The organism is Anaerovorax odorimutans, from assembly GCF_024459955.1.
GTDB classification, from domain to species: domain Bacteria; phylum Bacillota; class Clostridia; order Peptostreptococcales; family Anaerovoracaceae; genus Hominibacterium; species Hominibacterium odorimutans_A.
The window spans coordinates 305,295-318,653 of sequence record NZ_JANFXK010000002.1 but is presented as its reverse complement, the minus strand read 5'-3'; the positions used below and the strand labels follow the sequence as shown (position 1 = coordinate 318,653).

6 protein-coding genes are annotated in these 13,359 nt (G+C 50.6%); 4 read left to right on the top strand and 2 right to left on the bottom strand.

Annotation, left to right across the window (positions count from 1 at the left end):
* Both NE619_RS03560 and NE619_RS03555 read right to left on the bottom strand, forming a co-directional pair.
* On the bottom strand, positions 1–566 hold a 566-nt coding region (locus NE619_RS03560; RefSeq protein WP_256130988.1), incomplete at its 3' end, for a leucine-rich repeat protein.
* A gap of 529 nt (positions 567–1,095) precedes the next feature.
* The gene (locus NE619_RS03555; protein ID WP_256130987.1) at positions 1,096–7,767 is read right to left on the bottom strand and encodes an InlB B-repeat-containing protein; all 6,672 of its coding nucleotides are present in this window, start codon (positions 7,765–7,767) and stop codon (positions 1,096–1,098) included.
* Between the two features lie 261 nt (positions 7,768–8,028).
* Here NE619_RS03555 and NE619_RS03550 point away from each other — a divergent pair, with 261 nt between their 5' ends.
* The 4 genes from NE619_RS03550 to NE619_RS03535 all read left to right on the top strand — a co-directional run bounded on the left by NE619_RS03550 (position 8,029) and on the right by NE619_RS03535 (position 13,075).
* Positions 8,029–10,551, top strand: a complete 2,523-nt coding sequence (locus NE619_RS03550) for an EAL domain-containing protein (protein ID WP_256130986.1) — start codon at positions 8,029–8,031, stop codon at positions 10,549–10,551.
* 13 nt (positions 10,552–10,564) lie between these two features.
* On the top strand, positions 10,565–10,978 hold the full coding sequence (locus tag NE619_RS03545; RefSeq protein ID WP_256130985.1) for a hypothetical protein: 414 nt from the start codon (positions 10,565–10,567) through the stop codon (positions 10,976–10,978).
* Between the two features lie 102 nt (positions 10,979–11,080).
* A complete protein-coding gene (locus NE619_RS03540) occupies positions 11,081–11,713 on the top strand; it encodes a TIGR04100 family radical SAM protein (protein WP_256130984.1) in 633 nt (210 codons plus the stop codon).
* Between the two features lie 15 nt (positions 11,714–11,728).
* On the top strand, positions 11,729–13,075 hold the full coding sequence (locus NE619_RS03535; RefSeq protein ID WP_256130983.1) for an APC family permease: 1,347 nt from the start codon (positions 11,729–11,731) through the stop codon (positions 13,073–13,075).
* Positions 13,076–13,359: the final 284 nt, after the last annotated feature.

Below are 13,359 nucleotides of genomic sequence, written 5' to 3'. Positions count from 1 at the left end.
AATGCACTCTCACCGATGTTTGTGACGGAGTTGTTGCTTTCCAGTCCTGTGCTTTTTAAATCAACACAGCTAGAAAATACAGTCTTACCGATGTTTGTGACGGAGTTGTTGCTTTCCAGTCCTGTGCTTTCTAACCCCCTACATCCCAAAAATGCACTCTCACCGATGTTTGTGACGGAGTTGTTGCTTTCCAGTCCTGTGCTTTCTAACCTCGTACATCCCAAAAATGCACTCGTACCAATGCTTGTGACGATATATGTCTTGTTGTTGCTTATCACTTCATTTGGTATCTCAATGCGTCCACTGGTAGATGAGTCAATGGCGCTACCATAACCGTCACCAACCTGTACCTTACCTTTACCACTGCCTCCCGGCTCTTCCAAAATTTTAAACGTGCAGTGGATCTTTTGCTCTTGCGTTGGACTGCCCGGCGGCACATTCGTAATTTCAGCAGTAAAAGTATCCTCGACATCTGCGTGGACCTCCGCGGCGCTTGTCCCAATCATGCCAAGCAGCATCAGGCATACCGCAAGGACCACCGCCTGTAGCCTCTTCATTCCGCTCATTCTTATGCTCCTTTTCTTTTGAGTGAAGGTGTACGTTTCTTCAAAAGAAAAATCCTCTATATTTTAGGCTGTTTTGCTCTTAAAAGCGGAAAAAAGATTGTTTATACGGTGATTTAATGGTATGATTTGTAAAGAAATAGATGAAAAAAGCCTTTGAGTAAAGGTACACCTTTCTACAAAATCAACCGGCAGGGCCGGGAGCAGCACATTCAAGTATGTAGCTGTCTCCGGGGCCGCAAGCTCGGATTTGGAATTTTTCGTATTCTGCTTTCTTACCCATATTCAGCAAAAAAACCTTCATTATGGATAAAAGTTGTGGGCCGGAGGGGCCTGTTTTGGCTCATTTGCCGCCAACTGGCCGGATTTCAAAAAATGAACCGCCGGAAACGTTAAAAAGTTATCCAGATTCTTCTTAAAACGAGGGAATCTGGATAACTTTTGTCATATCAGCAGGTTCAGGCGGGCGGCTCTCTCATGTGGCCGCCGCTGTCGCAAAAGAGGCAATATGGAAATGCCTGCCGTCAGTCGTTTATCCTTTTCTGCGTCTGCCGTAGAGGATCAGCGCGCAGAGGATGACGGCGCAGACGGTGAGGACGATCAGCAGCGAGATCAGCGGGAATGAGTCGCCTGTATGGGCGGACTCATTTGCTCCCTTTGCATGGTCTGCCGCATTGCTGTCCGCTCCGCCGCTGGCGGTTGCACCGCTGCCGCCCGATCCGCTGTTTCCACCTTTTCCGTCATTCTTATTACTGTCGCCTCCATTGCCGGGAGCCTGCTGGTCGTCTTTATTGGTATCAACAGGCGGAATCTTTTCAAAGATAGCTGCCACGGTGACATCTTCCGCAGGCATGGAAAACGCAGAGCCTTCCACGATTTTTCCGTTTACCCTCAGGTGCTTGAAGCGCCATCCCTGATCGGGGTCAGCGGTTACAGCTACCGTGTCGTTCTTTGCGGCCCGGGTCTCTTTTACATTGATTTTACCCCCTGCTGTCTGCCGCGCCGTGATATCATAAAGCTGCGTATAGGTGAGGGCATAGAGGCTGAACTGGCTGCTTTCCGTTTCAAAGACTTTGTGGGGCTGAACCTTGCCTTCGAGGGTGTACATATGATAGTTGTGACGATAGAGCATGCCGTAATCCCGGTTGCCTTCCGCTCCATCGGGCAGTTCAAAGCGCAGCTTGAGAGGCGAGGCTGTTTCTGTGATCGGGTAGCGCGTGAGGTCGCTTGATTGCGGACTGTTTTTTTGCAGAATATCTACGTACAGGTTAATATCCATATAGGTACCGATCGTTTTATCTCCGGCAGCCGCTTCAAACAGAAGAGACTGAATCGGGCCGATATCTTTATCGCCCAGCGCGTCCACCTTCAGGGTAATGCAGGCAATGCAATCTTCCGGAATTTGAATACTTTCCGGATCAATGGCTGACAGCAAGTTGGGAGCCGACAAATTCAGACTCGTCCCATCTTCAATCTCAGCGACTTCCCATCCGGTACGGACGATCTTCAAAAGTACGGTGTCATTTCCGCTGCCACTGGGGTCACTGCCCTTAGCGGTAACCTTTACCAAAGCGTATTCCAGCTTGTCATCACGGAAGCTTACATGTTTCCCGGTTATGGAAACGTGCGTTGCCAGCTTCTCCTTGTCGGCCTGGTTATCGGCTTTGATTACTGTGCCCGCATCGTTTGGTTTCGTGGGAATGGTCTTACCCTCAAGGGCGGTGATTTCCACCATTGGGTCGGAAATTACTCCTTTTACCAGCGGGGTTACATCCAGCCCGCCGTGGCTGCTCCCAGCCGGGATGATGATTGTGGAATAGGTGTCGTATTTTTCCCCGCCAATTTCCGTAGACGTCCCGGTATCCGCCGCGAGGCGCGGTTCTTCTTCACCATCGACGACAAGCTGCAGATCCTTGATCTTCACCGTATCGCTGGAAGCCTTGGTGGTAAAGCTCCAGGCATTGGAATCCAGAGATTTGAAGTTCAGGCCGCGAATGGTGTAAAGGGCGGAGCTGTCGTTGGTGATGTAGTAGCTGCTGCTGGGGTCAAGGTTTTCGTCAAACGTCAAGGTAACAACAGCGCTGTCGTCTTTGGCGTTGTTGCTGATTTTAACCTGGCGGCTGTGGACGTCCAGAGCCTGAATCTGCTTGGCTTCTGCGGGCTCCTGCTTGTAAAGATAGAAATTACCGTCTCCCGTTTCCATCTGCTGATTGAAGCGAAGCTTCATCTCCCTGTCCGACGGGTCGTGCTCTGCTCCTTTGGCGGGACTGACGGGCTCTGCGGTCAGTTCCTTGGTGCAAATTTTGACGGTTTCTTTTGCCGAAGGGGAGGTTATGGCGCCTGTCGTGCTTTTCCGCAGCCAGAGATTTAGCTGCTGCTCGGTGATATCGTTTTTTTCGCCGATGGTCAGGCTGCTTTGCCAAGCGTTTTTATCCACATTTAATATGTCGCTGTCCGATTTATCAGGGCCGTTGTATATGGTATCGTAGCCGCTGTCGGAAACGGGTTTAATCGTGACCGGCGAGAGATACCAATCGCTGTGTCCGTTGCTGCCCCTGGTGCCGGAAATGGTATATTTCCCGGCAGTAGCGTCTTTGGTCACAGCCAAAGTGCCATCGTAGAGACGGAGATCGTAGTTGGCGAGAAGGTCGTAATAGGTTTTCCCCGAGGAATAGGTTTTTCCCTTGGAATCTGTAAGCGTTAGCTTGATTACGGACCCTGTCGTCTTTAGATTTAATTTATTATCTTTGCCCAGTACGGAGTCGAGGGTGTCCTGTCCTAAAAGCTTTTCGACGCTGTAGGTCAGCGGAGGATCGTTCTCTCCATAGAGCTTGGATTTATCGTCGGCTCTGATTTTCAGGGTTTCCTTGTTGATACGCAGCGTCCCTCGCCCGTATCGAAAGTCATAGTGCTCATCATTAATTTTACAGATGACGTCGTAGGTCCCCGTATTGACAGGAGCATCCTTGCTCCAGGTGAACTGTCCGGCGCCGTTGCCGTCGTAGGTCCAATGATAGCCCAGGACTGTATATTTATCGGACGTGAGGCCGGGGAAATTGGCGGTAAAGGGGATCGGCTCACCGGTATAAAGCTGCGTCTGGCTGGCAACCACCTGGGAAGCATTCCCCGGACCGTAATCGTAGTCATAGTCGGCAGGCCACTGGGCGTTCATGTTTTCCAGGTTCATAAGGTGGGGATAGTATTTGATCTTACCGCTGAGCTTGGCCCCGTCTCCAAGGTCGAAGTCTTTGATCGTCTCGTCCGCCTTCTGCTTCCACATGGCGCCCGCGCCAAAGTGCATCTTACCCGTAGGACTGACATCGGTATCCAGGGCATTGGTACCGGTCATATTTTCGGTCGAGTATCCTGCAATGTGCAGTTTCTCCGAGTCATTGGCATGACTGTTTTGATTGTTTCCGATAAATCCGAGGCCGTTATCGTCCTTCAGGTGGGGATTGATTTGCGTATTGTAGTAACAGTTGGAAATGTCCAGATTTTGGATATCGCCATTTTCATTACCGCTGGTATTCTGTTTTTCAGACTGAGCCTTTACAAGATGAACGGCGTTTTTCAGCGTCTCCGCATTTTGGGAGGCGTTGTCGTCTCCGATTATACCGGCGTTGTAGCAGTTATGGAGGGTCAAGTATTGGGAAAGATCCGCAGAGGAGCTGGCCCGTCCTACCAGACCTGCCAGATCGGGGCTGCCTCCGTTGGCGGCAGAGACCTGGCCGATATTAAAGCAGTCCTTGATGCTGCAGCTGCCGGAGGAGGCGGAGACACCGCCGTAGATTCCGCCGGCTTTTCCGTACGAGGAACCGGATACGCCGTTAACATCAAAACAGGGCTTTGTTCCGGTGGTGGATATGTCGCCGTAATTGGCGCATTCCGACAGGCTGATGTTCCCTTCTCCCACAATACCGCCGGCCGAGACGCCGCAGACGCTGGCTGTGTTGTAGCAAAATTCTATTGTATTTTCATTTGTACCGTGCATATATCCGATAATGCCGCCTGCGCGTTGGGCGGGAGAATCCAGTTCGGAAGATGAGAGGGAAGAAAGATCCGTTCCCACAGCCGCGCCGGTGTTGCTACACCATTCTATTTTTGTTGGTTCCGATGAATCTATATAAATACTGCCTGCAATACCGCCGATATAGCTGTTGTATGATTTCCTGCTTGTGGTATAAAGCGTACCGTTGTTGCTGCAGGAGATAAACTCCCCGTTTTTGGCATAGCTGGTGATGCCGCCGATATCCGATGCAATTCCGCTGATATTGCCGCTGTTGCTGCAGGAGGTAAACGTCCCGTTTTGGACATAGCTGGTGATGCCGCCGATATCCGATGCGATTCCGCTGATATTGCCGCTGTTGACACAGTTTTCAAAGCTTGCGCCGGATACCTGCTCACAGTAGCCGGCAATCCCCCCTACATCGGCTGCGGTTTCAGTTGTGATGTCAGCATGATTTTCGCAGTCCGAAAAGGATACGGTGCCGGCTCTTCCAATGATGCCGCCGATAGAATAGCCATGGTTCGAAACTTGTATCCTGCATTCATTAACGCAGTTTTCCACTGAGCCTTCATACATGGTGCCAGCAAAAGCGCCAAGCTTGCTGGGTTTACCGCTGTTTTCGATTGTTCCGGCCAGCGTTAAATTGGCGGCATAGGGAGCCTGTTCTTTCTTGTCATCCTTTTGAATGATAGAGAAAAGTCCGGCCGCAGTGCCGTTAAAGGTAATGGTATGGCCCACTCCGTCCAGCTTGCCGGTAAAAGGCATGCTTTCATCGTTGACAGGCAATGTATATTCATCGGATTTGTCAAAGGCGATGTCGCCTCTGATGAGAACGTTCATGTGAGTGTAATAACGGCCGAACTCAAAGAAATCATCGACGCTTTCCAGACCCATGGCAGGTTCAAACTGATCAGTATCGAACTGATGAAGCCAGAGGGAAGGGGCCGGCTGTCCCGCGTTTATCAGATCCTTGAAAGCAGGGTAATAGCTCTGTTTTGTCGTGCCGTTGTCCCACTCTGCCGAGGTTTCACTCTGACTAATCCACTGGGCATTGAGACTTTTATCCACATTCGTAATCATAGGCATATGACTCAGCGCGTCTGCCCCCAGCATCTGTTTGGTAGTAAGCGGATCCAGTTGGTCTGTGGTCAGCGGAATGTCATTGGTCGGGGTCACAAGGGCGGTGCTTATCACGGTATCCGTATTGTAGTAAATATGGCTGATGGTCTGTTCACGGCCGTCGCGATGCCCTTCCAGTATCCCGGGATAGTGCCCGTCGGGATCCGCAAAAACCGGACTGGCCGTATAGCCGTATTGTACCAGGTTGCCGCCATGTCCGGCTATGCCGCCGGTCCATTTGTAGCCGTATACTGGCCCGGTGGTATAAAAGGTTCGGACGCTGGTCTTTTTGTTTTCGGCGTATCCGACGATACCTCCCGTATAGGCGGCACCGTTGACGATACCCTCGTTGAAAATATAGAAAATGTCGCCTTTCTCAAGGTAACCGACCACACCGCCCACATCTTCGCCATAGGTATTCGCCGGGATCGGCAGTTCGGCGGCATAGTTGCCGCAGCCCCGCACTTTGCCGTAATTGCCGCTGTAGGTGATATTGTGCTCCTCAATGGGAACCTTTATTTTCAAGTGCTTGAGAACCTTAATGCCGATGGTCGTATCGTGGGCCTCGCTGAAACCGGCCACGCCGCCGATATAGTTACGTGCGCCTTCTACCAACCCATAATTAAAGGAGTAGGTCGTCATGGCGTCTTTTCCCAGATAGCCGGAAATTCCACCGGTATGGTCATACCCGGAAACCGTGCCCTGGTTCTGACAATCGTAAACAAGACTGTTCTGTTTTCCGACGATACCGCCGCAGTAGCTGACGGTAGCGGAGACGAAGGCGGTCTTTTCATTACTGCTTTCGATAACGGATTCATCGCTTCGGCCAACAATGCCGCCGACCATGGTTTCCCCTTCTACCCGTCCGGCATTTTTGCAGCCCTGCAGTACGGAGTCATTACCGGTACTATCGATATACTGTCCCATGATGCCGCCCACCTGGCTGATTCCCTTTATTGTTCCGAAGTTGTCACAGTTTTCAATGACTGAGATCCTATTGTCGTCGCTGTATTGGTTGTAATAGCGGTCAATGCTCATATTGCCGATGATGCCTCCGGTAGCGCTCCCCTCTTGGGAGGTCTCAGTGGTTATGGTTCCATAATTGGTGCAGTTTTTTACAGCGCCGCCTTCCGTCAGGTTTGTCGTAATGCCGCCGCTATTGTATTTCCCGTTAAGTTTTCCTGCGTTTTTTTTGTTGGAACTCTTACTGCCGTTTATGCAGTTTTCGATGGTACCCGTTTCAAAACAAGTGACGCTGATGCCGCCGACAGAGCTGCCTGTGATCTCCGCTTCATTGGTACAGCCTCTGATGGTACCGGTATTGACGTAGGCAAGGCCGGCACAGCTGCCGTTGTCCGGACGCGAAACAGCGCCATCTACGATCAGATTCTGCACAAGGGCGGATTCCCCAACGTATGCGAAAACGCCTCTGCACTCGGAGTCTGGTCTGTCCATATATAACGTGATGCAGTGATTTTGTCCGTCGAATTTTCCGGTGAAGGCATGGCTTCCCTTGCTCCAGCGGTCTCCATCGTAGGAACCGATGGAGAAAGACTTGGAACTGCAGACAATGCCTTGTGTCAGGATGTAATTTTTCGCCAGAGTTTCATCGCTTTCGCCGATGGCTTCCAGCTGAAATGAGTTGTAAACCTCATAGGCCTCGACGGAGCCTTTACCGTCGCCAAAATCATGGGTTGTTTTGTCGCTCTCGGAAAACACCTCTGAAAAGCTGCTTGATGCACGTGCGGCGGCTTTCCCGCTCTTACGTTCGCCGGATTCGGCAGCCGGATTGCCGCTGGGATCGTCGGCTTTTTTCGCCTGATCGTTTTCCGTACTGCTGTCCGCTGCGCTGCTGCCTGCGGTTTCGTCAGAAGGCTTGTCCGCGGACGGATTCTTATCCGTATCGCTGCTGCTCTCCGCGCTGCTGCTGTCCTTACTGTTATCCGTACCGGATTCTACGCCGCTGCCCGCTGCCGGAGCGCTTTCCAATGCTTTGACAGTGACCGGATTCAAGGCTATGGAAAAACTGAGTGCAGCCACGATTGCGACTGCCGCTATCTGCTTCTTCTTACTGTTCATTTCGGCTCTCCTTTTTTCTGTACTGATATCAAAGCACATCATTCTGCCATATGGCCTGTGCCGGTTATTTGAACATAGACTTATCTAATTCTCAATTCTATCAAAAAAATTACATAAAAAAAGAGAATCTTCCTAATTAACAGGAAATTCGCCTTAAATGGTAAGAGCTTTGATTTCTGTTGTAAGAGACAGCGGCCTTGTACTATAATGGGGATATATAAGGAAGACTTTTGCAAGGGACATATTTCACGAGGGGTTAGTATGCGCAAACATATCGTTTTGGTATTGGAAAGCCGGAAAGAAGATAATGACAGGTTAAAGGAATATCTGGAAGAGCAGTACATTGTGATCCAGGCTTTCAATGAGCAGGAAGCTCTGCAGGCGATGACCCGCTGCAGAGGCAATATTGAAGTGGCGCTTGTGGATCAGGCGCTGCTGACAATGTCGGGGAATAAAATCATGGATGCGGTAAAGGAAAAAATTCTCTCCGACGATATACCGGCGATCGCTGTTTTAAAGGAGTATGATCTTACTGTTGCCGCAGGAGCGATCAAAGCCGGGGCGGCGGAAATCATCATCCGGCCTTATGAGAAAAATCTTCTTCGCCGGAGGGTACACAATATGATTCTCCGCAATGAGCTGAAACTGGCAAGACAGTACGATTCGCTGACGGGGATTTATAATAAGGAAACTTTCTATAAAAAGGCGGAATCGCTGATACGCCGTCATCCTGAGCAGGATTATACGATCGTCTGTCTGGATATTGACCGGTTTAAACTAGTCAACGATCTGTACGGGACCCGGGAGGGAGACCGGCTGCTGCAATTCGTGGGAAACCATCTTAAAGTGGGGACTGCGGAAGCGGGCGGCGTTGTGGGCCGTCTTGTGGCCGATGTTTTCGTGGGCTGTTACCCCAATATCGGAGAGCAATACGCTTACGTGGCGGAAAGGATCACGCAGATGTTCAAATCCTACCCGCTGCCCATGGAACTGGTGGCGGCCATTGGCTTTTATCAGGTGGAGGACCCCGCTTTACCCGCCAGCAGGATGTGCGATCGGGCGATTCTGGCTCTCAATTCCGTCAAAAATAACTATCTGGTCAATTACGCCGTTTACAATGAATCCCTGAGGGACAATCTGATGCTGGAACAGGAGATTGTCAACGATATGGACTTTGCCTTGAAAAACGGAGAATTCAAGGTATACATACAGCCAAAATGCGACATGGACACAGGAAGGATTGTCGGCGGCGAGGCTCTGGTTCGCTGGATCCATCCGGAGAAGGGAATGGTTTCACCGGGAGACTTCGTCCCCATCTTTGAGAAAAATAAGTTTATTCTCAAGCTGGATTATTTCGTGTGGGAAGAGGTCTGCAAGGTGATGCGCCGCTGGATCGATGAGGGCGGCCGGCCGATTCCCATATCGGTCAATGTTTCCCGGATCAATTTGTATAACGACGACCTCTATGAACAGATCGTTTCCCTGGTGGAAAAATATCAGATCGATCCAAAGCTGTTTCAGCTGGAAATCACGGAGTCGGCCTATTCCAGCAATATCGAATATCTAACAGAGGTCGTGGCCCGTCTGCAGGCCTACGGTTTCACCATATTGATGGATGACTTCGGCAGCGGATATTCCTCCCTTAACATGCTCAAGGATATCAGCGTAGATATATTGAAGCTGGATATGCGCTTTCTCACAGGCGAAACCAACGGTCACGGAAAGGGCGGCGACATCATGGAATCGGTGGTGCGCATGGCTAAGTGGATCAATCTCTACGTGATCGCAGAGGGCGTAGAGACCAGGGAACAGGTGGAATTCCTCCTGAGTATCAACTGCCATTACGCACAGGGGTATTACTATTACCGGCCCATGCCCATGGAGGAATTCAAGGAGCTGATGCGGGACGGCGAAAAGGTCGATTACCGGGGCATGCGCAGGAAGATGGGTGAAACCTTCAACCTGCAGGAGCTGATGCAGCCGGATGTGATGTCCAACGTGCTTTTGCAGAACATCATAGGCGGCGTGGCTTTTTACGAATATTACAAGGGAAATCTGGAATTGATCCGCGTCAATGAAGGCTACTACGCAGAGACCGGGTGCAGCGAGGAAGAACTGCAGAATTACGCAAAGCATATCTCCGATATGGTGTATGAAGAGGACCGGGGGATCCTGGACCGGCTGCTGAAGGAAGCCGCCGAGTATCCGGAGAGCGGCGTGGAGGAAGTGCTGAGACGAAGGCGCTGCGGCGGCGGGACGCTCTGGATCCGCATGAAACTGTTTTTCCTGGCGGAGAACAAAGGCCGTCAGATCTTCTATGCCTCCCTGCGGAACGTTACGGAGGAAAAGGAAGCGGAAGAGCAGCTCCGTATTTCGGAGGAGCGCCTGCGCTTAGCCATGCAGGGTACTTCCAGCGTATTATTTGATCTGGACATTAAAAAACGCACAAGCGATTGCAGTGAGGACAGCGCCAGGAAGTTCGGCATGCCTCCCCACTTGGAGAATGTTCCGGACTGTATCATCCAGCAGAAAATGGTGCATCCGGACCACATAGACCCGTTCGTGCGCATGTATCAGGATATATTCAACGGAAAGCCAAGAGCCATCTGTGAGGCCCGTCTCATGTCTTCCGATGGCAGCTATCATTGGAATCGGGTGACTCTGACTTCTGTCTGCGATAAAGACGGGCATCCGATCCGCGCTGTGGGCGTCGTGGAGAATTTGGACAGGGAAAAGGAATTGGAAGCTAAATTGAAAGGAAAAGCGGAAAACGATTCTGCGTAAAGGAGGTGTGAGTGTGTATTATCTAAAAAGAGGAATAAGTTTGGTTCTTTTATTTGTAGTATGTTACTGGCTGCTGCGATGGGAAGCGGGCAACGATTATAAAATTCAGGCGGGGGTATTTACTGCCTTTGCGGTCGACTGGCTCTTCCACTTGGCAGCGGGCGTATGTCTGGGCGGCTTCTTTTGCGGCAATATAAAACTAAAGACAAGCCGGGCCGAAAACGTTACGGTTTTTATCCTGCTGACCATCCTTTCGCTGGGGTTTGGCTGGATGCTGCTGGGATTAAACATCGAGCCTCATTATTTAAAAGTAGCAATTTATGAACTTGCGCCGCTGTTTCAGGTGCTGCTGGGTTTCTGGGCATTTTTGAACGTATATGCGCGGGCAACAGCGAAAAACCAAAGGAAAGAGCAGGAGCATAACTAACTGAGATAAGCATGGAAAAGCGCAGGGCTGTCACACTGGGTTTCAAACTCTCCGGTGTGACAGCTTTTTTCTTCTGTTTACAGCTTATGCAAATGATGTATAATGGAAATACTGTTAAAAGAAAGGCAGGAAAACGGCAAGATGGGAAACAATATTGTATATACCTACGGCGGGGGACTTTATATCAACATGACCAACCGCTGCACCAATAAATGCGAATTCTGCGTTCGCCAGATGACCGACGGTCTGGGCGGAGCGGACAGCCTGTGGCTGGACAGGGAACCGGAAGTCTCGGAAGTAATTGAGGCGCTGAAAGCTTTCCGCGCAGAGGATTATGAAGAAATCATCTTCTGCGGATACGGAGAACCTGCTATGCGCCTGGACGACGTTTTGGAGGTGGCCCGCTATCTCAAAGAACATACTGATACCAAGGTAAGGATCAACACCAACGGCCTGGCCGATCTGATTTACGGAAAGCGGACCGCGCCTATGCTGGAAGGCGTCATCGACCGGGTGTCAATCAGCCTCAATGAAGCCGACGCGGAAGCTTATGATGCTCTCTGCCATCCGACATTCGGCAAAGAATCCTATGACGCCATCCTTACATACATCCGCGACGTAAAACAGTACGTGGAAGACGTTGCAGTAAGCGTTGTCAGCTGCATTCCAAAGGATGCGGTAGAACGCTGCGGAAAGATCGCGGAAGATCTGGATGTAAAATTTAAAGTGCGATAGGAGAAAACGTAGAATATGGAAACAAAACTGGAGAAGCGTTATGGGCTGGTGACGGCCATCGCCATGGTGGTGGGAATCGTCATCGGCAGCGGAGTCTTTTTCAAGGCGGAAAAAATTCTCAACGCCACGGGCGGAAATCTGCCGCTGGGAATTCTGGCCTGGATCATCGGCGGGCTGATTATGGTTACCTGCGCCTACACCTTTGCGGTCATGGCGACGAAATATGAAAAGGTCAACGGAGTCGTGGACTATGCCGAAGCGGCGGCGGGGAAAAAGTACGGCTATTACGTGGGCTGGTTTCTCGCCATCCTGTATTACCCCAACCTGACCTGCGTCCTGGCCTGGGTTTCGGCCAGATATACCTGCGTGCTTTTGGGATGGGATATTGCCGGCGGCCCGTGTATGGTCATAGCCGGATTTTTTCTTATTGCCAGCTATGCCCTCAATGCCCTTTCCCCGGTACTGTCCGGTAAGTTCCAGGTGGCAACGACTGTCATCAAGCTGGTGCCTTTGCTGTTGATGGCGATTGTGGGTACCATCGCAGGACTTAGGAGCGGCATGACCGTTTACAATTTTACCAATGTGGTGGAGGACACCGGCGATACGGCTACCCTGCTGTTTACGGCTGTGGTGGCGTCCTCTTTTGCTTACGAAGGATGGATCATCGCCACCAGCATCAACTCGGAGCTGAAGGACAGCAAGAAGAACCTTCCCAGGGCGCTGCTGGGCGGAACTCTGATTATCATGACTGTTTACATTCTCTACTATATCGGTCTGGCCGGAGCGGTCAGCAATGAAGTGATGATGGCCGGCGGGGAAGAAGGGGCCAGACTGGCCTTTGAAACAATATTTTCCCAGGCCGCGGGAACTGTCATCTTTGTCATTATCGTAGTTTCCTGCCTGGGCACTTTGAATGGTCTGATGCTGGGCTGCACCAGAGGGATGTACGCACTGGCCGCCAGAAAGGAAGGGCCTCGCCCGGACCTGTTCGGTTCTGTGGACAAGGCCACCAACATGCCGGCAAACTCGGCCATCTTCGGGCTCCTGCTGTGCGGTTTCTGGCTGCTGTATTTCTACGGCTCCAACCTCACAGGGCCCTGGTTCGGACCCTTCAGCTTTGATACCTCAGAGCTGCCGATCGTCACCCTATATGCCTTCTATATCCCGGTTTTCATCCTGATGATGAAAAAGGAAAAGGACTTGAACCGCTTCAAGCGTTTTGTCATGCCTGCGCTGGCTGTCTGCGGATGTGTTTTCATGATCGTTGCCGCGTGCTTCGCCCACCGCATGGCGGTTGTGTATTATTTGATTATTTTCGCGGTTGTAATGGCCGCAGGCGTTTTCTTCGCAAGAAGGAGTTAAGAAAGTTGTAAGACACGCAGCAAACGTTAGAAAAAAGCAGCGCAAACCCCTTGTCAGTAGTTTTCTTTATCCTTACCCACATTCTGGATCTTTTTAATGTGCCAAACTCTTTCAGCTGATAGTTTGGCACATATTTTATTGTTCTAAAATTTTTTCCATATAGAGTTATCGTTAATTACCTTTTTGTTTCGTAAAGAAATCATTCACCATCAAAACCGGAAAATGATGAAAAGGTTCACCAGTTTTATAAACGATTTAACCAAATAATGTAAAAACATGTGCTT